Annotated in this window: 22 protein-coding genes and 1 pseudogene; 5 read left to right on the top strand and 18 right to left on the bottom strand. The window is 59.5% G+C overall.

Annotated features, from left to right (window positions below; genetic code table 11):
- The first annotated feature begins 4 nt into the window (after window positions 1–4).
- The gene (locus ACGK9W_RS09025; protein ID WP_405420466.1) at window positions 5–1,387 is read left to right on the top strand and encodes a flagellar hook-length control protein FliK; all 1,383 of its coding nucleotides are present in this window, start codon (window positions 5–7) and stop codon (window positions 1,385–1,387) included.
- Window positions 1,384–1,698 carry an EscU/YscU/HrcU family type III secretion system export apparatus switch protein gene (locus ACGK9W_RS09030; RefSeq protein ID WP_014577604.1) on the top strand — a complete coding sequence of 105 codons (315 nt, stop codon included), beginning with the start codon at window positions 1,384–1,386 and terminating at the stop codon, window positions 1,696–1,698. The genes ACGK9W_RS09025 and ACGK9W_RS09030 overlap by 4 nt, the downstream gene beginning before the upstream one ends.
- On the opposite strand, the gene ACGK9W_RS09035 is transcribed toward ACGK9W_RS09030, so the two are convergent.
- The 17 genes and pseudogenes from ACGK9W_RS09035 to flhA form a co-directional block, all read right to left on the bottom strand.
- A complete protein-coding gene (locus ACGK9W_RS09035) occupies window positions 1,684–2,787 on the bottom strand; it encodes an AAA family ATPase (protein WP_286802499.1) in 1,104 nt (367 codons plus the stop codon). The two genes, ACGK9W_RS09030 and ACGK9W_RS09035, sit on opposite strands and share 15 nt — an antisense overlap.
- Window positions 2,784–4,589, bottom strand: coding sequence for a GspE/PulE family protein (locus ACGK9W_RS09040; protein WP_405420470.1), 1,806 nt, complete (start codon window positions 4,587–4,589; stop codon window positions 2,784–2,786). The genes ACGK9W_RS09035 and ACGK9W_RS09040 overlap by 4 nt, the downstream gene beginning before the upstream one ends.
- 113 nt (window positions 4,590–4,702) lie before the next feature.
- Window positions 4,703–5,065 (bottom strand): annotated as a pseudogene (locus ACGK9W_RS09045) (protein-L-isoaspartate O-methyltransferase family protein); the annotation flags it as partial.
- Window positions 5,066–5,091: 26 nt separating this feature from the next.
- Complete coding sequence (locus tag ACGK9W_RS09050; protein ID WP_053112462.1) at window positions 5,092–5,484, bottom strand: DUF2802 domain-containing protein; 393 nt, start codon at window positions 5,482–5,484, stop codon at window positions 5,092–5,094.
- A gap of 67 nt (window positions 5,485–5,551) precedes the next feature.
- Window positions 5,552–6,040, bottom strand: a complete 489-nt coding sequence (locus tag ACGK9W_RS09055) for a chemotaxis protein CheW (protein WP_008173094.1) — start codon at window positions 6,038–6,040, stop codon at window positions 5,552–5,554.
- 134 nt (window positions 6,041–6,174) lie between these two features.
- Entirely contained in the window at window positions 6,175–6,984 is an 810-nt protein-coding gene (locus ACGK9W_RS09060; RefSeq protein ID WP_288366761.1) for a chemotaxis protein CheW, read from the bottom strand.
- Window positions 6,977–7,774 carry a ParA family protein gene (locus tag ACGK9W_RS09065; protein WP_405420475.1) on the bottom strand — a complete coding sequence of 266 codons (798 nt, stop codon included), beginning with the start codon at window positions 7,772–7,774 and terminating at the stop codon, window positions 6,977–6,979. Before ACGK9W_RS09065 ends, ACGK9W_RS09060 begins: the two co-directional genes overlap by 8 nt.
- Before the next feature lie 194 nt (window positions 7,775–7,968).
- The gene (gene motD, locus ACGK9W_RS09070; RefSeq protein WP_286802506.1) at window positions 7,969–8,751 is read right to left on the bottom strand and encodes a flagellar motor protein MotD; all 783 of its coding nucleotides are present in this window, start codon (window positions 8,749–8,751) and stop codon (window positions 7,969–7,971) included.
- A gap of 18 nt (window positions 8,752–8,769) precedes the next feature.
- Window positions 8,770–9,510, bottom strand: a complete 741-nt coding sequence (locus ACGK9W_RS09075; RefSeq protein ID WP_008173090.1) for a flagellar motor protein — start codon at window positions 9,508–9,510, stop codon at window positions 8,770–8,772.
- On the bottom strand, window positions 9,510–10,673 hold the full coding sequence (cheB, locus tag ACGK9W_RS09080; protein ID WP_062782277.1) for a chemotaxis response regulator protein-glutamate methylesterase: 1,164 nt from the start codon (window positions 10,671–10,673) through the stop codon (window positions 9,510–9,512). Before cheB ends, ACGK9W_RS09075 begins: the two co-directional genes overlap by 1 nt.
- A 65-nt stretch (window positions 10,674–10,738) precedes the next feature.
- Window positions 10,739–12,889, bottom strand: a complete 2,151-nt coding sequence (locus ACGK9W_RS09085; protein WP_008173088.1) for a chemotaxis protein CheA — start codon at window positions 12,887–12,889, stop codon at window positions 10,739–10,741.
- A 16-nt stretch (window positions 12,890–12,905) separates the two neighbouring features.
- Window positions 12,906–13,691 (bottom strand): protein phosphatase CheZ, encoded by a 786-nt coding sequence (locus ACGK9W_RS09090; protein WP_053115437.1) that lies wholly within the window; start codon window positions 13,689–13,691, stop codon window positions 12,906–12,908.
- 20 nt (window positions 13,692–13,711) lie between these two features.
- Entirely contained in the window at window positions 13,712–14,095 is a 384-nt protein-coding gene (gene cheY, locus ACGK9W_RS09095; protein WP_008173086.1) for a chemotaxis response regulator CheY, read from the bottom strand.
- A gap of 162 nt (window positions 14,096–14,257) precedes the next feature.
- A complete protein-coding gene (locus tag ACGK9W_RS09100) occupies window positions 14,258–15,001 on the bottom strand; it encodes an RNA polymerase sigma factor FliA (protein WP_014577616.1) in 744 nt (247 codons plus the stop codon).
- Window positions 15,002–15,032: 31 nt separating this feature from the next.
- Window positions 15,033–15,845: a MinD/ParA family protein gene (locus tag ACGK9W_RS09105; protein WP_041646273.1), complete on the bottom strand. Its 813-nt coding sequence runs from the start codon at window positions 15,843–15,845 to the stop codon at window positions 15,033–15,035.
- 68 nt (window positions 15,846–15,913) lie between these two features.
- Window positions 15,914–17,221: a flagellar biosynthesis protein FlhF gene (gene flhF / locus ACGK9W_RS09110; protein ID WP_405420484.1), complete on the bottom strand. Its 1,308-nt coding sequence runs from the start codon at window positions 17,219–17,221 to the stop codon at window positions 15,914–15,916.
- A gap of 60 nt (window positions 17,222–17,281) precedes the next feature.
- Window positions 17,282–19,462 carry a flagellar biosynthesis protein FlhA gene (flhA, locus tag ACGK9W_RS09115; RefSeq protein WP_273072183.1) on the bottom strand — a complete coding sequence of 727 codons (2,181 nt, stop codon included), beginning with the start codon at window positions 19,460–19,462 and terminating at the stop codon, window positions 17,282–17,284.
- A 218-nt stretch (window positions 19,463–19,680) separates the two neighbouring features.
- Here flhA and upp point away from each other — a divergent pair, with 218 nt between their 5' ends.
- The 3 genes from upp to ACGK9W_RS09130 are packed head-to-tail and all read left to right on the top strand — an operon-like array spanning window position 19,681 to window position 21,996.
- Window positions 19,681–20,319, top strand: coding sequence for a uracil phosphoribosyltransferase (gene upp / locus ACGK9W_RS09120; RefSeq protein WP_008173081.1), 639 nt, complete (start codon window positions 19,681–19,683; stop codon window positions 20,317–20,319).
- A 2-nt stretch (window positions 20,320–20,321) separates the two neighbouring features.
- Window positions 20,322–21,578: a uracil-xanthine permease family protein gene (locus tag ACGK9W_RS09125; protein ID WP_088556889.1), complete on the top strand. Its 1,257-nt coding sequence runs from the start codon at window positions 20,322–20,324 to the stop codon at window positions 21,576–21,578.
- Window positions 21,559–21,996 (top strand): hypothetical protein, encoded by a 438-nt coding sequence (locus ACGK9W_RS09130; protein WP_053112472.1) that lies wholly within the window; start codon window positions 21,559–21,561, stop codon window positions 21,994–21,996. The genes ACGK9W_RS09125 and ACGK9W_RS09130 overlap by 20 nt, the downstream gene beginning before the upstream one ends.
- A 379-nt stretch (window positions 21,997–22,375) precedes the next feature.
- Here ACGK9W_RS09130 and flhB read toward each other — a convergent pair whose 3' ends face one another.
- A complete protein-coding gene (flhB, locus tag ACGK9W_RS09135) occupies window positions 22,376–23,512 on the bottom strand; it encodes a flagellar biosynthesis protein FlhB (protein ID WP_062782263.1) in 1,137 nt (378 codons plus the stop codon).
- Between the last annotated feature and the right edge of the window lie 5 nt (window positions 23,513–23,517).

Here is a 23,517-nt window from a genome sequence, read left to right on the forward strand (position 1 = left end):
ACTCTTGTCCAACATCAAATCAGTGACGATGAAACTACCCAACGGACAACAGCCCCCGACACCTCCAGCCCAGCCTGCAACACAGACGTCCCGGCCTTCAGTCTCAACCGAAGCGGCCCGGGAGCCCGCGGCCGCATCAGCGCGGCAACTGCTCGATCAGCTGCAGCTGACGAACCGGGAAACCACCCTGGCCCGGGTGGCCGAGATCATCAACCGTCAGGGCGGTAACAGCGCGGACCTGTTACTGGACATTCGCGGCAAGTCTCTTCTGGTTCAGGCGGCCGTCGGCAAGACTGAACTGGCAACCGGTGACTGGGTAAAAGTGATGCGGGCCGGCAATGAGCTGCAGCTGATGGGCAAACTGGCACCCGCACCCGAAGCCGGTATCGCCCGAGCGCTGGCCCAGCGACTGCCCTGGCAGCAAACCCTGGATGGTGGACTGGCAAGGCTGCTGGGCACTCTCACACAAGGCCTCCGGCAAGACCCGCTACCGGGCCAACTGCCCTCATCGCGAGGCCCCCAACCTCTGCCGGAGGCCGCCAGACAGGCTATTGAACAAATGATGGCGAGGCTGCCTTCGGGGAACAGTCTGACTCCCGGTTCTGGCAGCCAGGACACGACATCGCAACAGGTCCGGCAATGGCTTTCAGAAAGTGGCCTGTTCGCCGAGTCGCGACTGGCCCAGGCACCCTCTGCCCAGTTGCCCGATCTCAAGCTGGCGCTGGGTAGAGTGATCACCGCCTTGCTTGCCCAACAGGGCAGTACACCAGAACACTTCAACCGGCTGACACCTATCTCGACGCCGGAGCTGATGCAGGCGCCGCTGCAATTTCCCCAACCGCTGGCCACACCCCAGGCCCCCGGCAGTGGCGAAGCGCCCAGCGTCGGGCAGATGCTCCGCCTGCTGGCCGGAATGCTCAACCGGATCACCGTCAACCAGTTGCACAGCCAGGTACTTACTGCCCGCGGTGGCGGCGATGCAGCAGGGCCCGCACCTGCCTCTACCCTCGTACTCGATCTGCCATGGCTGACGCCACAGAATGAACCGAGGCTGGCGCAGGTCCGGATCGAACAATATCCCGAAGACCGGGAATCGGAAACCCGATCCGCGAAAACCACCACAGCCGAGTGGCGGCTTTCACTGACCATGGACCTGGATGAGGCTGGCTCCCTGCATTTCGATGTTGCCCTTCGCCAACAGGCAGTGAGCGCCCGGGTCTGGGCAGAAAAACAGACAACCCTGCGTCAGGTGAACCAGGAGCTTCCCGCGTTGCGACAGAGCCTAACCGATCTGGGCCTGGAAGTGACAGACCTGGATTGCCGCCGCGGCACGCCGCAAAGCGGCGTCACCCGACTCGAACACAGACTGGTGGATACCCGGGCATGACCTCAGAGACAGAGCATCACAGCAGAGCCGCCGTTGCGCTCAAGTACGATGGCGAGAAAGCGCCAACCATCAGCGCCACCGGCACCCATGAGCTGGCGGAAGAGATCATCCGCATCGCCCGGGAGCACAATGTTCCCCTTTATGAAAATGCGGAGCTGGCCAGCATTCTGGCGCGCCTGTCACTGAACGAAGAAATTCCCGAGTCGCTGTACCGGGTGATTGCGGAAATCCTGGCGTTTGCCTTCCACATTCGCGGGCTAACCCCAGACGATCGCAGACCCGGCGAGTCGGATGATTCAGTGAATCAGTGATCGGAGCGCCCAGGCCTGCTGCCAGTTGTCGCCACGCCTTGGCGCCACGGTGGTTTCAAAGTAATGACGCAGCCGGCGCCGGTCCTCCGGCTGGTCCTTCAGGGCCGAGCCGATGATGTGGTGCATCAGCTGCTCAACCGTGATGCTTCCGCCACCGTAATACCAGGCGTTGAGGCTGGCCGCGTGAGCGACCGACACGGCTTCCGCGGTGGAAAGAGCCGAACCGGCGAGGCGATCGGTGCTGCGTCCGTCCAGGGTCTGGCCATTGCGCAGCTCGTGGAACATGGTCACCAGAATCTCGACCACCGATTCTTCCAGCGCCACCTCGATGCCAGCCCGACTGTTGGCCCTGCGGACCTCCCGGAGCACAACATCCATCTCGTCGGCCAGATGACGGATAGGCCGGATTTCCTCGAAGTCCATTCGCCGCTTCAGGGCAGCGCTCATCCGGTGCACACCCTCGTCGATACTGTTGGACGTGGCGATAACGTTAAAACCTTCCCGCGCGAGCACCACACCGTCCTCGCCCGCCAGCTCGGGAATCACCACCACCCTGTCGGACAGCACAGAGAGCAGCGCATCCTGCAGCGCCTGTGGGCAGCGGGCGATCTCTTCAAACCGGACCATTTGCCCTTCCATCATGCCCCGCAGCAAGGGGCTGGGTACCAACGCCTTCAGGCAGGGGCCCTCGGTATGCAGTACCGCTTCGTTCCAGCTATACAGCAGTTGCCCGACGCTGCTCACCGCCCCACCCTGCAAGGTTAACGTGGAGCTTCCCGAAATGGCGGCGGCCAGCAACTCCGACAACCAGGATTTGGCGGTACCCGGCTCGCCGACCAGAAGGCAGCCGCGGCTGGTGCACAGGGAAATGATGATCCGGACCACCATGGCCCGGTCGGCAACGAACTTCCGCTCAATGCCGAGTTTCTCATCCCCCATGACGAACTTTTCCACCGCCCGCGGCGACATCTGCCAGCCTGGTGGCACCGGGCCATGATCCATACTCCTGAGCTTGTCCAGCTCCGCGGCGTAGACTACCTCCACGGGCTCCCGCTGGGCCGCCTTGTTAACAGATTGCTTGTTGCTCATTCCTGACTCCTGCGGCCGCCCCGAACTTCCGGTGCCATGCGCTCCCTCGGGAGAATCCGCGGCAGTTCGGAAAGCGGAATAATGCCTTCAATCACATGGTCCAGGGCGCTGTCCCGCATGGTCACCAGGCCGGCATCAAGAGCTCGCCAGCGCAGCTCCCCGATGGGCGGTTGGCTGGAAATGGCGTTCCGGATGTCCGAATCGACTTCCATGTACTCGACAATTGCCACTCGACCCTGGGTGCCGCGGCCGTTGCATTTGTCACAACCGGCGCCCTGAAAACACCGGAAATCCGCGGGCGGGCCGTCGGGAAACACCTCGGACAGAATCACCGGGTCCGGCTCTGCAGGCTGGCAACAATGCTTGCAGATGCGCTTGGCCAGCCGCTGGGCGATGACAGCCAGCAGCTCACCGGCAATGGAATTCGGGTGGATACCCAGATCATACAAGCGCTGCAGTGAATCCACCGCGTCGTTGCAGTGCAGCGTGGACAGAACCACGTGGCCGGTCTGGGAGGCCCGTATCGCCTCCAGAGCGGTTTCCTGGTCACGGATCTCGCCCACCAGAATGACATCCGGATCTTCCCGGACAAACGCCCTCATGGCATCGGCGAAACCAAAGCCAATTTCTGATCTGACCCGGGTTTGTTGAATGTTGTCGATGGAGTACTCGATGGGGTCTTCCACCGTGATAACTTTCCGGCGGCCGTCATCGGCAAGGGTCTGCAGCCCCGCATACAGCGTGGTGGACTTGCCTGACCCGGTCGGACCGACCACCAGCACCAGTCCCGCCGGGTTATCCAGCAAGCGCTGATAACGGGCACCGATCATGGATGACATGCCAAGTTCGGCAATGGTCATGGCGCGGCCGGTCTGCGGCAGCAGACGTATAACGGCATGTTCGCCATGGAGCGAAGGCTGGGTCTGTATCCGCAGATCGTAGGCCATATCGCCGAGCTGCAGCCGGGACCGCCCACCCTGGGGCAGCCGGTGCTCGGCGATGTTCAGCTCTGCCCGCAGCTTGATGACGTTAATCACCCCTTTCATCTCCCGGGCCGACAGCTGGTACTGGGGCAGATCATGGAGATCGCCATCCACCCGAAGGCGAATGCGAATCCGGTCACCGTACTGTTCTATATGGATGTCGCTGGCTTTTTCACTTACAGCGTCCATCAGAATGGCTTCGTAGACAGACACCAGATAGGGGCTGACGTGCTTGTTTTTCGGATCCTTGCCCAGAAGCTGATCCTTGCTGCCAGTCGGGTCCGCCGCCTGGTTCGGGGTTGGTTCCTGATCCGCTGCAAAGCGGCGCCCTTTGGCAGTCAGATCAAGAGCTGACCAGAGCCGACGAAAGTCCGTCGGTGTAACCAGCAGGCAGTCAACCACCTGGTTAGGACTCAACCGCTCGAGCTGATCAGTGCGCGCATCGGGATCGTCGGTCACAACCGTGATCCGACCATCTTCCTCGGCGATGGGTATCAGTCGTGAGAGATCCAGAAACGTTCGGGAAAATCGCCGGAAAAGCGCCGGATGGAGATCCGGCAGAAGCTCGTCCGCATCGGTGAAGGTCATGCCCCGCTGACGGGCAAGAGAACGGTAGAGATCAATCTCTTCAAGATTCAGTTTCCGGCGGAGCACGTCCAGCAGCCGGCAATTCTGCTTCGCTGCCTCCGCCTTTGCCTCGGCCAGGACCGCTTCGTCCACGACACCCTGATCAATGAGGATCTGCTCGACGTTACGGTTGAAGTCGACCCAGCCCAGGGTGCGCACACGCTTGAGCTTGGCACCCTGTTTTTCGAACATGGCCAGGCTCGGGACGGGTCCCGCTCGCCCTTCAAGACACACCAGGCGCCCCCCTCACGAACCAGGTGCGCCAGGGCAGTCTGGTCCCTGACAAACGAGGTACACAAAACGAGATCACAGAGTGGATCAGGCTCGGGCGCCTCTTCCGCACGGGCAACAACGACATCCACATTGTGCATACCCAGGCGGACAAACCGCTCTCTGGCAGCCTCGGCGACAACGGCATTCCGCTCCACGTACAGGACCCGATGGGCGAGCCCGGACAGCACAGCGGCAAAATAGCCTGAGCCACCGCCCACGTGCATCACCATCTGATCCGGTTCTATTTCCGGGAGCAGGGAGAGAATGTGGCTGACAGTTTCTTCGCGGGGAATGGAGTGGCCGGTTATCGAGGCAACCAGGTCGGAACCGGAAACAAAATCATGGCGGGATACAGATCGAAGGGCCTCAAGGGCCCTCGGATAGACTCTCTTCATTCAACAACGTCCGTAACGGCTTGGTATCAGGCCGCCTGACGTTTTCTGAGTGCTGACACCAGCTCGGCCTCGGGACGGGAAATTCCGCACGTGTTCATAAGATCGTCGATATCGGCGCCGAGATCAACCAGTCGAGAGGCTTCATCGTAAGAGATTCGCAGCGGATCGTTCTGGCGCATTTCGTCGAGCGTGGTCCTCAGCTCGTGCAACTGACGCTCACAGCTAACCAACCGCTGCCCTACCCCCATGCTGCCACTGGTGGTGGCATGCAGTTCCCGGCCAAGGGTATCACAGCGCTCTTTCAGCGTTGCTCGGAGGCTACGTACCTGGCGCCCGAGAACCAGGCCCTGAACGAAAACCAGAGACAGGGCCGCAACAGTCAGCGCCCAGGGAAGGTATGAAGGAATTTCTGCAAACATGACGGATGTCTCCCGTTAATTGCCACGGAAGGCATCCATCGTGAGGCCTGTAGCGGGTTGCCCCGGATCACAGTGCCGCGATTTCAGCCCACTCGTGGTCTGACAGCATCTTGTCGAACTCAACCAGAATGATCAGTTCGCCATCCTTGTTGCACACGCCCTGGATAAATTTGGCACTTTCCTCGTTACCCACGTTCGGTGCAGTTTCAATTTCGCTGGCTTTCAGGTACACCACCTCGGCGACAGAATCCACCAGAATGCCCATAACCTGGTTGGCAGATTCCATAACCACAATCCGGGTGGCATCGGTTACTTCGGCATCGGCCAGGCCAAAGCGCCGGCGGGTGTCGATAACGGTAACCACGTTACCCCGAAGGTTGATGATGCCGAGCACATAATCCGGGGCCCCCGGAACCGGAGCAATCTCCGTGTATCTCAGCACTTCCTGAATCTGCATGACGTTCAGACCGTAGGTCTCATCATCCAGCCGGAAGGTAACGTACTGCAGTACCTGATCGTCCTGGGCCTGATTGGTTTGTCCGCTCGGGGATGCCATAGCGATGTTTCTCCTCTTGGGCTGCCCGGCGGGCAACCTGATCGTCAAAAAAATATCATCAGTGCCCAATACTATAGTTAAGGGCACAAACCGTGCCAGCACGGCTCGGTTTCATTCAGTAACCATTGTTTGCGTCAGCTCAGATCCAGATGGTGCTCTCTTTCCGCCCTCACCAGCAAGTCTGCCATGGTGCGCACATCAATCAGCGCACACATGTGGTCAATCACCGTGCCAGCCAGCCATGGACGCTTGCTGCGGGCTGTGCGCCAACGCACTTCGTCCGGCCGGAGGGTGAAGGACTGGGCGACGTCATCACAGGCCAACCCCCAGTCGCTGTTATCCAGCCGGATCACAAACCGGTAGTTGTCCCGGGCATCGGGCGGCACCCGCCCTGCCATGATCCATTCGGCGGTATCCACCACCCTCAGGTTCTGATCCCGGTCCGGGCGGATTCCCATGTACCAGCGTGGACTTCCCGGGATGGGCCGGATCTCTTCTTCAATGCGGTGAATGGCACCGAGCAGAATCAGAGGCACCGCCAGCTGCAGACCGGCCACCGTGAAAATGAGGCACTCAAAGGGCTGTTCTGACCACTCCGGGCGGGACGGCGGCGCGGCCGGCTCCGGCGCAGGCTGAGCTTCAATCCTTGCCTTCGGCACCGGCGCTTCGGGCGCCTGTCGCACCACTGGCCGCTCTGGTTCCGCAGGCGTTTCCCGGACCCGTTTGGGTGGTTCAGGTCTTGCCGCCGGTTTTTCGACGCTTGGCACAGATGCCGTTTTCGTGCGAGTTGCTACCCGCGGTTCCGGAGGTGCAGGTTTCACCGGTTCCGGCGCTTCGACTTCCTCCCGAAGCGCTGTATCAGTGGCCGTGTGCAGCAGTTCGTCAAGATAACTGGCAATGGCAGTTTCCGGATCCGCCAGCCGTGTCAATTTATCGTCAGCCATGCTGACGCTCCTTCACCCTGCCCACCCGGGCCATGAGATCATCCAGCAGATGACTGTAGGCGCGGACACCATGGGTTTCGGCATCCAGCGCGGACGGTGTTGTGCCGCCCTGGCTGGCATCCCGGAACTTGGTGTCCACCGGAATCGCAAACTGCCAGAGGGACTCGCGGTAGGTCTTCCGCAACAGGTTCAGGCTTTTCACCGACGCCTGTGTCCGCCGGTCATACAAGGTGGGCACAATGGTGTAAGAAAGTTCGTTTTTCTGGGAACGCATGATCATCTTCAGGGTGTGGAGCATGCGCTCCAGGCCCTTGATGGCCAGAAATTCGGTTTGCACGGGAATGATCAGATGCTGGGCTGCCGCAAGGGCGTTAACCATCAGAACCCCCAGAGAGGGAGTATTGTCGAGCAGAACATAATCAAAGTCGTCCCAAAGCTGAGTCAGGGCCCGGGAAATGATCAGCCCCATGCCTTCCACGCCGATCATTCGTCGCTCAAGGGTAGCCAGGGCTGCACTCGCCGGCAAAAGGGACAGGCCCTTGCAGCTGGTCTCCGTAATCAGTTGGGCGGGTAGCCCTTCCGGAACCTTGCCCTGGTGCTGGAACAGGTCGAAAACACTGTGCGCGATTGTATCCGGATCGTACCCGAACCAGCTGGTGAGCGAGCCATGCGGGTCCAGATCCACAACGAGAACACGCTTGCCGCGTTCGGCAAGCAAGCCGCCCAGGGCGACCACACTCGTGGTTTTACCGACACCACCTTTTTGATTGGCTACTGCCCAGATTCGCACGCTTTGATTCTCCAGAGAATACATCGATGTGGCCGGCAATTAACCGTTGCCACAGTCCCGTTTATCGGCCACTCCCCGGGCAACTTGAACCAGCCCTCGGAAAATCCGGCAAGCTGTTGCCGGCGCCTTATTGTTAACGGGGAGTAATACAGGAACCATGCCAATGGCTCTATACGCATCTGCCGACGATCGGGTCAGCGCATGGCACCGCGAATACTGGCGTCACGGGAGATCAGCAATACCACCCGGCGGTTTCTGCGGCGCCCTTCTTCAGTGTCATTCCGGGCAACCGGCTGATACTGGCCATAGCCGACAGCCGCCAGACGTTCCGGCTCGATGCCCTCCATCACCAGCATCCGGACCATGGCAGCCGCCCGGGCGGCTGCCAATTCCCAGTTTGACGGAAAACGGGAGGTACTGATCGGCTGATTATCGGTGAAGCCTTCCACTTTGACAGCGTTGTCCCGGCTGTTCAGAACCGTGGCGATTTTCTCGACCACCTCGAACGCATCGTAATGGGGCTCGGCATCGCCGCTGCCAAACAAAAGACTGTTGGGCAGATTCAGCTCCAGCCACTGGTCGCTGGTCTCAAGCGACACCACGCCCTGGTTGATCAGCTCATCAAACTCCATGGACAGCTGGTCAGCCATGGCTCGCAGCGCTTCAGTCCGCGCCTGCGCGTCCATCTCCGGATTTCGGGGCGCTTCGGTCACGGCCGGCGGGATTACGTTCTCGGCAGGCGCATTCAGCGATCTCTGGGGCTGGTCGCCAATCTCGATTGGCTGGAAGGAGCGCTGGGGTGCATTGAACACGCCGGTCAGGGTTTCAGAAAGGACTTTGTATTTGCCTTCGTTAACGGACGATACCGAGTACATCACGACGAAAAAGGCGAACAGCAGGGTGATGAAATCCGCGTAGGAAATCAGCCACCGCTCCTTGTTGTGCAGATCATCCTGGGGTTGCCTACGGCGCCGCATAAGTTGGCCTGCGCATGCTTACTGCAGGAAGCCCCGCAGCCGCAATTCGATGGATTTCGGGTTTTCACCCTCGGCGATGGCAATCAGGCCATCGATCATCATGTCCTCATAGCGGGTGCGCTCCCGCACGATACCGCGCATCTTGTTGGCGACCGGGAAGAACAGGAGGTTGGCCAGCGCCACACCGTAGATGGTGGCTACAAAGGCGGTTGCGATCCCGCTACCCAGGGATTGGGGATCCTCCAGGTTGGTCATCACTTGGATCAGGCCCATGACAGCCCCGATAATGCCGATGGTTGGCGAGTAACCACCCATGGCCTCGAACACCTTGGCCGACTCCAGATCCCTCTGCTCACGGGATTCCAGATCAACTTCCATGATGCCCCTGATGGTCTCGGTTTCGGCACCGTCGACCAGCAATTGCAACCCCTTGCGGGCAAAGGGCTCCGGCTCGCGCTCGGCAAGACCTTCAAGGCCCAGCAAGCCCTGCTTGCGGGCTTTGACGCTCCAGTCAATGACTTTTCCGATGCCATCTTCAAGGTTGATAAACGGCGGAAAAAAGACCCAGCGCACCTGAGTGAAGGCTCGCTTCAGCATGGGCCACGAGGTCTGCAGGATAGTCGCGGCCAGAGTGCCACCGATGACGATGATGGCCGCCGGCCCATTAAACAGTGAGCCAACCGCTCCGCCTTCCAGCAGGTTACCGCCAAGAATTGCGGCAAAGGCCAGTATGACCCCGAGCAGGCTCAGGATATCCATCAGCACACACCTTCAGCGAGGCGTGGCCCGATCTCGTCCAGGGACAATACCTCATCCGTCAGCCCTGCCTTGGCAACGGCCATCGGCATGCCGTAGATCACAGACGATTTTTCATCCTGGGACCATATATCCGACCCGCTCTGCTTCATCATCCGACAGCCTTCTTTGCCGTCCGAGCCCATCCCGGTAAGAATGACGCCGAGCGTCTTGCCCGGAAAGCTGCGGGCAAGAGAACCGAAGGTAACGTCCACGCAGGGTTTGTAATTGAGCCGCTCGTCTCCGGGCAGAATACGGATCCTGGGCTGTCCGCCCCGATTCTCGACCATCATCTGTTTGCCGCCGGGCGCCAGCAAAGCCAGGCCGGGCCGCAACACATCACCATCCTCAGCCTGCCGGACTTCAATCCGGCAGAGCTTGTTAAGGCGTTCGGCGAAGGCCGGAGTAAAACTCGCCGGCATATGCTGCACCAGAACAATCGGTGCCGGGAAGGTCGCCGGCAACACCGTCAGTACCCGCTGCAGGGCAACCGGGCCGCCGGTTGAAGTACCAATGCCAACAACGGCGTAATGCTTGGCCGGCCCACGGCGGCCATGGCGCCTGGGGGCCTCGGTTTCGCCCGGAGAACCTGCCGACGCTGCCGGAGCCCGGGTATCAGGACGCTGACGCGGTGCTGGTTCCGGACGCGGGCGCCCTGCAGGCTCCGGCGCCCGGGAGGCGGGAGCTGAAGGTTCCGCGCGGGAAGGCGCAGGAGAACGGTTGCCGGGACGACTGCGGGCTACATCCAGAATCCGCTCAATCAAGATTTTCTGAAGCTGACTGTTGTCCCGGGCAATTTCTTCGAAATTCTTGGGCAGAAAATCAACGGCGCCGGCCTCGAGCGCATCCAGTGTGACCCGGGCGCCCTCATAGGTGAGCGATGAGAACATGAGCACCGGTATCGGATGTTTGCGCATGATTTCGCGCACGGCAGAGATGCCATCCATCACGGGCATCTCATAATCCATGGTAATCACGTCGGGACGCAGTTTCTCGGCCAGCTCAACGCCTTCCCGACCATTGGTCGCAGCACCTACCACTTTGATCTGGCCGGAGCTGGTCAGGATTTCCGTCAGCCGTTTGCGAAAAAACCCTGAATCGTCAACGACCAGGACAGAAACTGTCATCCACTTCTCCTACCCAATCCATCGTTCTTCGGCCTTCTCTGGCAAAAAGCGCCGGAAGGCCCGGCTCAACCGTAATGTTGCAACAGGCTTGGCACATCAATAATGAGTGCAATCCGGCCATCGCCGGTAATGGTGGCACCGGCCATGCCTGGCGTACCCTGGAGCGCTCGCCCGAGGGGCTTGATAACCACTTCTTCCTGACCAACCAGCTGGTCGACCACGAACCCGACCTGCTTGGTACCCATAGCCACAATGACAACATGGGCATTATCGGGCACCTCCTGACCAGCACCGCCACGAACCAGCCAGCGCTTGATATGGAATAGCGGGAAGACTTTATCCCGAACCACAATGCACTCGCGCCCATCGACGATGTTGGTCTTGGTCAGGTCCAGATGGAAAATCTCGACCACGTTGACCAGCGGCAACGCAAAGGATTGATCGCCCAGCATGATCATCAGGGTGGGCATGATGGCGAGCGTCAGCGGAACCTTGATGACAATGCGAGAGCCCTTGCCCAGCTCGGATTCGATGCTCAACTGGCCATTGAGCTGGCCAATCTTGGTTTTCACCACATCCATGCCGACGCCACGACCGGACACATCCGAAATCTGCTCCTTGGTGGAGAATCCGGCGGCAAAAATAAGGTTGTAACACTCCGAATTGGTCAGCCGGTCCGCGGCGTCCTGGTCGTAGATACCCTTTTCGACTGCTTTGCGGCGCAGGACCTCCGGATCCATGCCCGCGCCGTCATCCTCGATAAACAGCAGGATATGGTCCCCCTCCTGCTCGGCAGATAGGGTAACTGTGCCTTGGCGTGGCTTCCCGGCCTTCTCGCGGACTTCCGGAGCCTCGATCCCGTGGTCCACCGAATTCCGCACCAGGTGAACCAGCGGATCAGACAGCGCTTCAACCAGGTTCTTGTCCAGATCGGTTTCTTCGCCATGCATCACCAGGTTCACCTCTTTCTTGAGGTTTCTGGCGAGATCGCGCACAACGCGGGGGAACCTGCCGAACACCTTTTTGATCGGCTGCATACGGGTCTGCATGACGGCGGACTGGAGATCAGTCGTAACCACATCCAGGTTGGATACCGCCTTGTGCATGTGTTCGTCTTCACTTTCGGCACCCAGACGCTGCAAGCGGTTACGCACCAGCACCAGCTCACCCACCATATTCATGATGTCATCGAGCCGCTTGGTGTCGACACGAACCGTCGTTTCCGCGGCCGGAGCATTCTCGCGAGCAGGCATCGCCGGTGCGGCAGCGCCTTTGGCTTCCGGCTTCTCGGCCGGCTTCGATTTTTCGGGCTTTGACGTGTTTGCTTTCGGTGAAGCCGGCTCTTTTGAAGATGCAGGCTGTTTCGGCGCTGAGGGCTGTTTTGGAGCTGCAGGCTCTTTCGAGGCTGAAGGCTCTCCGCCCGCGGTCGGGCTTCCGCCCTTGCCGTGAAGATCGTCCAGCAGTTTCTCGAATTCGTCGTCGGTGATCAGGTCGTCGCCGCCAGCAGATCCGGCCTTGGCAGCCGGCTTTTCTTCTTTACCAGAAGCCTCTTCCTCGCCAGCTGGCGCACCGGCAAACTGACCTTTTCCGTGCAGTTGGTCCAGTAGCGCTTCGAATTCGTCGTCGGTTATTTCGTCGTCTCCAGAACTTTCCTGGTCACCGCCGGCCGATCCGGCGCTCGAAGCCGAGGAAACCTCCGCTGATTTCTCGTCCTGCAGTGCGTCCAGAAGCTGTTCGAACTCGTCGTCGGTGATGTCGCCACCGTCTTCTGCCGGTTCGCTCTCTTCCTGCTCAGGTTGAGCGGCAGCGGCCGGTGCCCCCTCGCCTTCAGGCTGGGCCAGGGCATCCAGACGGGCAATAAGTTCGTCCGGAGCCGGTGTCAGCTCCTCATGATTGCGGACCTGCTCAAACATGGCATTGACGTAGTCGAGTGCTTCTAGAACCACGTCCATCAGTTCGGAATCCACCTTGCGCTTGTGATTACGCAAGATGTCGAAAACGTTTTCCGCGGAATGGCAGCAGTTCACCAGCGCTTCAAGCTGAAGGAAGCCGGCTCCGCCTTTCACGGTATGGAAACCACGGAAGATGGCGTTGAGCAGATCACTGTCGTCAGGATGTCGCTCAAGATCTACCAACTGCTCTGACAGCTTTTCGAGGATCTCGCCGGCTTCTACGAGGAAGTCCTGCAAAATCTCTTCATCAGCATCAAACGCCATGCGTTACCCTCATTATTCAGAAACCGAGACTGGACAACAGGTCGTCTACGTCGTCCTGCCCCGAAACTACATCTTCACGCTCATCGGCCTTGATCTGGGGCCCGACGCCCTTCTCTGCAGACTCTTCTTTTTCTTCAATCTGGTGCACCGTGCCCGTGAGCTGGTCCACATGACTGGCCATCACCACCAGGCTGAGCATCTGCTCCTCAACCTCTTTCACAAGGGCGGTGACCTTCTGGATGACCTGACCTGTCAGATCCTGATAATCCTGAGCCAGCAGGATTTCCGACAGGTTGCTGTACATGGTGTCGGCATCGGTTGCCATGCTGACAAAAAAGCGATCAATCCGGCCGTACAGCTCGCGAAACTCAGCCGGCTGCATTTCCCGGCGACGCAGGCGCTGCCACTCATCACGCAACGCGGCGGCCTCGTCTCTGAGGGCATTGGCCACCGGCATGGTTTCCTCAACCAGGTCCATGGTCCGGTTGGCTGCTTCACCGGTCATCTGCACAACGTATTCGAGACGATCAGAGGCATCTGTCATCTTTGACAGTGCTTCCTGTTGCTCGGCGTTACGGGGATCAATCTGGAAGTTCCGGATTGCTTCGTGCAGGCTCCGCGTCAGCCGCCCTACCTCACGGTACAGACTCTGATCCCTGACTTCGCTGAGTTCATTGATCAGGGTCATGGCTTTGGCATAATCACCCGCATCAACACTCTCGGCCAGTTCCGCTGCCTGCCGCTGGAGCTTTTCCGTCACCTCCGGTTCAAGGCCCCGATGGTTCTTTTTGCTATCGCTCATGAGAGCCATCCGACCTCTGGTTACTGGATTCTTTCAAAGATTTTCTCAATCTTTTCCTTGAGCACGGCAGCGGTGAACGGCTTGACCACATACCCGTTTACGCCTGCCTGGGCAGCGGCAACGATCTGGTCGCGCTTGGCCTCAGCAGTTACCATCAATACCGGCAGGGTTTTCAGATTCTCGTCCGCCCGAACGGCCTTGAGCAGGTCGAAGCCTGACATGCCAGGCATGTTCCAGTCGGTCACCAGAAAATCGTATTTGCCGCTTTTGAGCATTGGCAGTGCCGTGTTGCCGTCGTCAGCTTCATCGGTGTTGGTGAAGCCAAGATCACGCAGCAGGTTCTTGATGATCCGTCGCATTGTGGAGAAGTCGTCCACAATGAGGATTTTCATGTTTTTGTCCAATGGGACCTCCAGTTAGTAACACCCGGAATTCGTTTGACCTTTGCGTTCAAAGTCTAGCAGGCCGCTGTTTTAACCGCTTATTGTCGGACCTTTGCTTCGGTTGTAAAGCATCGGTTACCAAAAACTACAGACTACCTCGTTGGCGACACAGACTGAACGCGGTCAGTTGTCCGATTCCTGACGCCAATCCGAGAGCCGTCCCCGAAGGCGCAGGGCTGCCTGGCTGTGAATCTGGCTTACCCTGCTCTCACTGACGCCGAGCACCGCGCCAATCTCCTTGAGGTTCAGTTCTTCCTGGTAGTAAAGGCTCAACACCAGCTTTTCCCGCTCCGGCAGGTCTTCAATCGCCTCAGCGAGGCTCCGCCGGAAGGCATCGGAGGACAACCCCTCAAGGGGATTATCCTGCGTCTCTGTCTGTTCTATCGGCAGCTCTCCGGATTCATTGAGCTCGTCGAGGCTAAAAAGTCGACCGCTGTTGGAATCGGAAAGGTAGGAGTGGTATTCGGGTAGCCCCATACCCAGCTCTTCGGCCACTTCCTGGTCGTGGGCTTCGCGGCCAAGTCTATCTTCAACGGCCTTGATGGCCTGGGAAATGCGACGGGCGTTGCGATGAACAGAACGTGGCACCCAGTCACCCTTGCGGATTTCGTCCACCATGGCGCCGCGAATACGGATACCGGCGTAAGTCTCGAAGGTAGCACCTTTGGTAGAACTGTAACGCTGGGCGGCCTCGAGCAGACCGATCATGCCGGCCTGCATCAGGTCTTCAAGCTGGACGGACGCCGGCAGGCGAGCCATCAGGTGAAGGGCAATTTTCTTGACCAGCGGCGCGTGCTGCTCAATGAGCTGAGCCGGCTTCTGCGCACTTGACTGGTTATAGATTCCGAGGTTTTTCGCCAATGTCATGTATCCGGTTTTTTGTTTGACTGGATCCGATTCAGACTTCGACGAGCCGCTCCACAAAAAATTCCAGATGCCCACGGGGCGAGGACGGCAACGGCCAGCTATCTACCTTGTCCGCCAGCGCCTTGATGGCCAGTGAAGCTTTCGCCCTGGGATAGGCGTCCAGCACCGCACGCTGCCGCTGAACCGCTTTCTTCACGGCCTCATCGTAGGGAACTATTCCTACGTATTGTAGTGCCACATCGAGGAAGCGCTCGGTGACCCGGGTCAGTTTTTCAAACAGATGCCGGCCTTCCTGCTCATTCCGAACCTGATTGGCAAGAATACGGAAGCGGTTGGTTCCATAATCACGGTTCATCAGCTTGATCAGGGCATAGGCATCGGTGATCGAGGTCGGCTCGTCGCAGACAACCAGCAGCAGCTCCTGAGACGCTCTCAGAAAACTGACCACTGACTCGGAAATCCCGGCGGCGGTATCAACGATCAGGACATCGATCTGATCACCCAGTTCGCTGAACGCATTAATCAGCCCGGCATGTTCCATGGGGCTGAGCTGGGTCATTCGTTGGGTACCGGAAGAGGCGGGGACAATCTTGATGCCACCGGGTCCATTCACCAGAACGTCCTTCAGATCACAATCGCCGGCCAGAACATCCTGGAGGTTGCGATTGGCAGTGATGCCCAGCAAGACGTCGATATTGGCCAGCCCCAGATCGGCGTCGAGCAGCACCACTCTCCGGCCTTTCTGCGCCAGGGCAATTCCGAGGTTCACCGACACGTTACTCTTGCCGACACCACCCTTTCCGCCGGAAACTGCAATCACCTGTACCGGATGTGCTCTGCTCATACTGTTTTTGGTCTCTCGCCACGTTTCGCCGGCTTTGTCTCCGACGCCTGCTGTCAATCTGTCCGGTCTCAGGCGTGCTCTTTCAGGCCCTCTGCGACCGCTTGCTGTTGCTGGAGTGTTTTCAGCCGATCCACGGCCAACCGCACCAGCGGAACGGCTTCTGCGTGGTGCAGGTCTTCAGGAATCTTCTGGCCGTCTGTGTAATAGGCTACCGGCAGACCGGTTTCCATCACAAACCCGAGAGACTCACCCAGCGTCAGGGCCTCGTCGATTTTGGTCATCACACAGCCCGCAAGATTTGCCATCTTATAGCAATGCCACACGGATTTCATGATGCGAGGCTGACTGGTTGCCGAGACCACCAGATGGGTTTTGATATTGTGATGGCTGCGAGCCAGTTCGGCCAGCTGTTCCTGATAGCCTTTGTCCGCACTGGTCAGTCCGGCGGTATCAATCAGCACCAGATGACGGTCTGACAGCTCGTCCAGAATATCGTCCAGACTGTGGCTCTCATCCACGACCCGAACCGGCACATTCAGGATCCGACCGAACACGAATAACTGCTCGTGCGCCGCCACCCGATAGCGATCCGTGGTAACCAGGGCCACGGAATCGGAACCATGCTTGAGCACGTAGCGAGCGGCGAGTTTTCCGATGGTGGTGGTTTTCCCGGACCCTGTCGGCCCCACCAACGCGTAGGCGCCGCCCTCATCCAGCCACTCCATGCGGGAGGTCCGGACCCCGGTACACAGTATTTTCAGGGACTGCTTCCAACCGTCTTCCAGACGCCCCGCCTTGTGACGACGGGAAATTGACCCCGCCAGATCACTGCCGAGGCCGAACTCCTGCAAGCGCTCGGCAAGCCTCTGCTGCACGGCGGTGGTCGCAGAAACCTCCGGCTCCGGTTGCGGCCGACGGCCCTGCATCATGTCTCTGAGCGAGCTGATCTCGGCCCGCATCTGCGCCAGCTCATCGGAATAGGCTTCCCTCGGCGCCTGTGGCAGAGGTTCAATATCACCAAAACCACCGCTCACCTCTTCCTGAATGGCAGCGAACGAACCGGCGTAGCTCGCGCCCTGCGATGCCCGCTTTTCCCGTACTTCACGGATGCGGTCCCGGGACCGGCTCAGCTCGTCCTCAAGACGCCTGTGCTGGTCGGCCTGCATCTCGGCCAAGCGGGACCCGTTGGTGGCTTCTTCTGCCTGGTTGCCCAGTCGCTGGCGCGCCATATTCTCGTCATAGTCCAGCGCCGTCACAATTTCGACACCGCCGTCGACCCGACGATTGGAAAGGATCACGGCGTCCGGCCCCATCTGTTCACTGACCTGCTTGAGCGCCTCTGCCATGGTCTGAGCAAAAAACCGTTTTACTTTCATGATGCCTCTTCCTCCACCGGCAACGCCGTGCCGGCGCTGTCCGCTCTGTCATCCGCGCCGTTACTGGCCAACGGACGCCACGATCGTAATCTGTTTGTTATCCGGAATTTCCTGGTACGAGAGCACATGCAGGCGCTCTACCCCATAACTGGCAAACTTCGCCAGTACCGGCCTCAGGGGCCCGGAAACCAGCAGAATGGCCGGCTTGCCGAGCATCTCCTGGCGCTGAACACTCTCCTGCAGGGAGCGCTGGAGCTTTTCAACCATATTCGGCTCCAGAACCAGGCCAATATCTTCCTGACCGCCGGATTGTTGACTCTGCTGAACTGACTTTAGCAATAACTGTTCCAGATCCGGGTCCAGGGTGATGACCGGTATCTCCGATTCGTTGCCGCAGATGCTCTGAACAATCATCCGGCGCAGGGACTGCCGGGCTACGGTGGTCAGCAGCTTCGGATCCTGGCTCTTCGGATGCACGTTCACGATGGCCTCGGCAATGGACCGCATATCCCGGATCGGCACTTCCTCCTTCAGGAGGTTCTGCAGTACTTTCAGCAGCAGACTGATGGAAACGGTGGTGGGCACCAGTTCCTCGGCCAGCTTCGGAGAAATCTTCTCCAGCTGATCCAGCCACTTCTGGACTTCCTCATGGCCCAGCAGTTCGTGGGCGTGTTTCTGCAGCACCTGGTTCAGATGGGTGGCGACCACCGTACTGGCATCAACCACGGTATAGCCGAGCGTCTGGGCCTGGTCTTTCTTGTCCGGCTCAATCCAGCTGGCATCCAGACCGAACGCCGGATCCTTGCCTTCAATGCCCTCTATCTTTCCGAATACCTGACCCGGGTCGATGGCCAGTTCGCGGTCCGGATGGATTTCCGCCTCGGCAATGGTCACCCCCATCAGGGTGATGCGGTAGACGTTGGGCATCAGATCCAGATTGTCGCGAATATGGACCGAAGGCATCAGGAAGCCCAGATCCTGGGACAGCTTTTTACGAACCCCCTTGATGCGGCTGAGCAACTGGCCACCCTGGGACTTGTCGACCAGCGGAATCAGCCGGTAACCCACTTCCAGACCGACGATATCGACGGTGGACACGTCGTCCCAGCCCAGCTCCTTGGTCTCTCCGGGTGCCGGCAGCTGACGACCCTGATCGCCACCAGCGTCACCGCCCGGCGGCAGATCCCGACCCGCCGGCCGTGGAGCCGCCCCGCCCGCGCCCCTAGTCGGGAATGCGCCATCTTCTTCGACGGTCTGTCTCTGGTGCTTCCAGATATACCAGGCAGCGCCGGCGGCCAGTGCACCCAGACCCAGGAAGGCCACGTGGGGCATTCCGGGAATCAGACCGAGAATGATCAGGATAGCGGCGGCAATGGACAGCGCCTTGGGCGCACTGAACATTTGCTGGAGGATCTGGCCGCCCATGTCCTGGCTGGAGGTAACCCGCGTTACCATGATTGCAGCAGACGTGGACAGCAGCAGCGAGGGAATCTGTGCCACCAGGCCGTCGCCAATGGTCAGCAGCGCATATCGCTCCATGGCCAGCCCGAAATCCAGGCCGTGCTGCAGCATACCAATGGCAATACCGCCAATGATGTTGATCGCAAGAATCAGCAGGCCGGCAATGGCGTCGCCTTTCACAAACTTGGACGCACCGTCCATGGAGCCGTAGAAATCCGCTTCCTGGGCGATTTCGGCACGACGATGCTTGGCTTCGTCCTGATTGATCAGGCCGGCGTTCAGGTCCGCATCAATGGCCATCTGTTTGCCGGGCATGGCATCCAGGGTAAAACGGGCACTCACCTCGGACACCCGGCCGGCGCCCTTGGTCACCACCAGGAAGTTGATGATCATCAGGATCGCAAACACCACCAGACCCACAGCATAGTTACCACCGATCAGTACCGCACCGAAGGATTCAATCACCTTACCGGCGGCATCGCCGCCTTCGTGGCCGTTCAGCAGAACAATCCGGGTAGACGCCACGTTCAGGGCGAGACGCAGAAGTGTGGCTACCAGCAGGACTGTCGGGAAGGACGCAAACTCCATCGGCCGCAGGGCGTAGACACACACCAGCAGAATGACAATGGACAGGGTGATGTTGAAAGTAAAGAACACGTCCAGGAGGAACGCCGGCATGGGCAGAATCATCATGCCCAGCAAGCCCATCAGCATGATTGGTATGCCCAGGTTGCCCCGCGTCAGGGTTTTGACGTTATTGAGGACTAAAGCTCTGTCCATGCCGGATACTTCTCCGATTGGCCGTGCCTGCAGGCGTTTTGAAGGTCGAAAATCTGACACCGGAGCGTCGTTTGGAAGGGTTATCGCAAGATCCGTACCAGCCCTTAGTGGATTTCACGGAACCGGCCATTTGCGGCCTGACTCCCCTTGCCAGATGCGGTATCCTTGCGCCATTTGATCGCGACGCCAAAATTCCAACCAGACACACAGGTGACCCCATGCCAATCCACGAGGTAAAACACCCTCTGATCCGCCACAAGCTCGGCATCATGCGCCGTGCGGATATCAGCACCAAGAATTTCCGGGAGCTGGCACAGGAAGTCGGTGCACTCCTGACCTACGAGGCCACCAAAGACTTCAATCTGCAGGAAAAGACCATCGAAGGCTGGGCAGGGCCGGTTAACGTGGAACAGATTCACGGCAAGAAGGTCACCATCGTGCCGATCCTGCGGGCCGGCCTTGGCATGCTTGACGGTGTCCTCAGCCTGATTCCGGTGGCCCGGGTCAGTGTTGTCGGCCAGATCCGCAACGAGGAAACCCTCGAGGCCAGCACCTACCTTGAAAAGCTGGTGGGCGAACTGGACCAGCGTATGGCCATGATTGTCGATCCGATGCTCGCCACCGGCGGCTCAATGATCTCCACCATTGACCTGCTCAAGAAGGCCGGCAGCACCGAGATCCGGGCCCTGGTGCTGGTTGCCGCGCCCGAAGGTGTTGAAAAGGTTCTGGAAAAACATCCGGACGTGTCTATCTACACCGCCTCCGTTGATGAGCGCCTCAACGACAAAGGCTACATCCTTCCGGGTCTCGGCGATGCCGGCGACAAAATCTTCGGCACCAAGCAAAAGGACGTTTAAGAATGCAGGACCATACCAACGACCCGGTCTGGAAACAGGCCATTGCTGGCTCCCAGATGCTGCTGGTGGCGTTCGGCGCGCTGGTTCTGATGCCACTGATTACCGGGCTGGATCCCAACGTGGCCCTGTTCACCGCCGGCCTGGGCACCCTGATCTTTCACGTGGTGACCGGCGGTCAGATCCCGATTTTCCTCGCGTCGTCCTTCGCCTTTATTGCCCCCGTGATTGCCTCCAAAGGCAAGTTCGGCATGGAAGAGACACTCGGCGGCCTGATGGCAGCGGGTATTCTCTATATTTTCCTCAGTGGACTGGTGCGGCTGCGGGGCACCGGCTTTGTCCGCCGCCTGCTGCCGCCAGTGGTTATCGGCCCGGTGATCATGACTATCGGTCTCGGCCTGGCGCCGGTTGCCGTTCACATGGCCTCCGGCCGCACCGGTGATGGCGCCAACCAGCTGATTCCCTACGACACGGCGATCTGGATCGCCATGATCTCGCTGGCCGTAACCATCATCATGTCGGTCTGGTCGAAAGGCATTTTCCGGCTGATTCCGATCATGTTCGGCGTTATCACCGGCTACATCCTCTCCGCGTTTGCCGGTATCGTGGATACCACGCCAATCCGGGACGCCGCCTGGTTCGCCGTTCCCAACTTTGTTGCGCCGGAATTCAGCTGGGGCGCCGTGCTGTTCATGATCCCCGTCGCCATTGCCCCGGCCATTGAACACATCGGTGACGTGCTGGCCATCGGCAACGTGACCCGAAAGAACTACCTGGAAAAGCCGGGCCTGCACCGCACCCTGCTGGGTGACGGCCTGGCCACCAGCGCCGCCTCCATGCTTGGAGGACCGCCCAACACCACCTACTCGGAAGTCACCGGCGCCGTTATGCTCACCAAGAATTTCAACCCCAAGGTCATGTGGTGGGCTGCCTGCATCGCCATTGTTCTGGCTTTCGTTGGCAAATTCGGCGCAGCACTGCAAACCATCCCGGTGCCCGTCATGGGCGGCATCCTCTGCCTGCTGTTCGGTTCCATTGCCGTCGTTGGCCTGAACACACTGATCCGCCACCAGGTAGATCTGTCGCAGTCTCGCAACCTGGTTATCGTAGGCGTTACCCTGGTGTTCGGTATTGGCGGCATGGTGCTCGGGCACCTCGAAGGCATCGCGCTCTGTGCGGTGGCTGCCATCATCCTGAACCTGATACTGCCCGGCAGCCGCGAGGCATGGGGTAAAGCCGTCTATGAGCAGAAAGCCGACTGACAGCTCCGGCATGCCCCCCCGCGGCATTCGGTTACGGCAGAAACACCCTCTGCTCCACATGGTCGAAGCCGATCTGCCCGACATGGCCGCCCGCAAGGCCCTCCGCCTGATGGCCACCGGCCGACTGGCCGCCGCCATGGCCAAACGCCCGGGCTCGGTTTACCTCTCCGAAAGCTACTACCAACCCCGCCAGCCGGTGCTGAACACTACCCTCAAAGTGCTCGGTGGCGTCCTCGGGGCCGTTACCCGTAGCGAGGTACCGTTCCACTTCCAGACCGACGAGCAGGCCCGCAAGCACTTCCTGTCCTGCGGCTTTACCTCGACCACGGTCCATGACCCGCGGGCCTCGTATGGGATACTGCCGATTCCGGAAAGCCGCGGGGAGCCGATGGTTCGGGTTATCGAGGCTGGTTGCTGATCTCGCCTTCCACTCCTGCCCCAGCCTGATGATTTAGCGGGAAGAGGTTCGTGGGGCTGCCTCCCAAAAACCGCTACGAGCACATCCATGTGCGCTTGGCGTCGGCCATCCTTGGCCGCCGACATTTTTGGGAGGCAGCCCCACAAACCTCGCAAACCCGACGGGAATCCGCCAAAAGCTCCTGAGTTGGATGGGTATTTTTCAGCGATATCGAAGGGGTTTGATAAGCGGTTGTGGGTGGCCTTTTCAGGACTGTCTGTGGCCATGGATGGCCACAGTCAAGCGCACATGGATGTGCTCGTAGCGTGTCCTGAAAAGGCCAGCCACAACCGCGCTAACTCCCAAACCCGCAGGCTACCAAAAGAAACCCAACTCCAAACTAAACGTCCCGCCGCAAATCCGAAGGAATCGGGAACTCCGGCATACCGGGCTTGGGCCCGCGCCCCTTGCGGAACTGTCGGAGCTGGAACACATAGGCGAGCACCTGGGCAATGGCCATGTACAGGCCATCGGGAATCTCCTCGCCGATGTCGGTGTTGTGGTACACCGCCCGAGTCAGCGGCGGCGTTCTCAGGATCTCGACTTTGTTCTCACGGGCAATTTCCATGATTTTGAAGGCCACCTCATCGGCGCCCTTGGCCACCACTATCGGCGCGGCCATCGCCTTCTGATCGTATTTCAGGGCAACGGCGTAATGGGTCGGGTTAGTGATCACCACATCTGCCGTAGGCACGTCCTGCATCATGCGGCGCTGGGCCATTTCACGCTGGAGTTGGCGGATCTTGCCTTTGACCTCGGGTTTGCCCTCGGTGTCCTTGTATTCGTCTTTCACCTCCTGCTTGGTCATGCGCAGTTTTTTCTGGTGATCGTAGATCTGGAAGGGTACGTCGATCGCCGCGATGATGATGGTGGCGCAGGAAAGCAGGAAAAAGCTCCAGGCGATGGTCCAGAGTACATGTTCCATGGCCGGCACCACCGGCTCCTCGGCAATGGCCAACAAGTCTTCCGTGCGCAGATCGAGGATCAGAATGGCCAAGGCCATTACCAGACCGACCTTGGCAATGGCCTTTACCAGCTCGATAAGGGAGCGCATTGAGAACATGCGCCCGAGGCCCTTGATGGGGTCCATGCGATTGAGTTTCGGGGCCACGGCTTTGCCGCTGATCAGCAGGCCGCCGATGCCGATGGAGCCGAAGATAGCGGCGATCAGCAGTAATACCAGAATGGGAGAGAGAGCCCAGGCCGCTTCCTTGGAGGATTCAATGAGCTGCACGCTCATGTGGCGCATGTCGAAGATGGCGGAGCGTTCGATAACGAAGCTATCTCGCATGATCGCCTCCAACGAGGCTCCCAGGCTGGCGCCGAACATCAGCATGCCGCCGGCGCCTGCCAGGAGGACGGCCATGGTGGCCAGCTCTTTTGAGCGCGCAGTCTGGCCCTCCTCCTTGGCCTTTTCGAGCCTTCGGGGGGTGGCCTCTTCCGTTTTTTCCTGACTGTTGTCGTCTTCTTCGGCCATAAATC

The organism is Marinobacter flavimaris, from assembly GCF_045057155.1.
GTDB classification, from domain to species: Bacteria; Pseudomonadota; Gammaproteobacteria; order Pseudomonadales; family Oleiphilaceae; genus Marinobacter; species Marinobacter manganoxydans.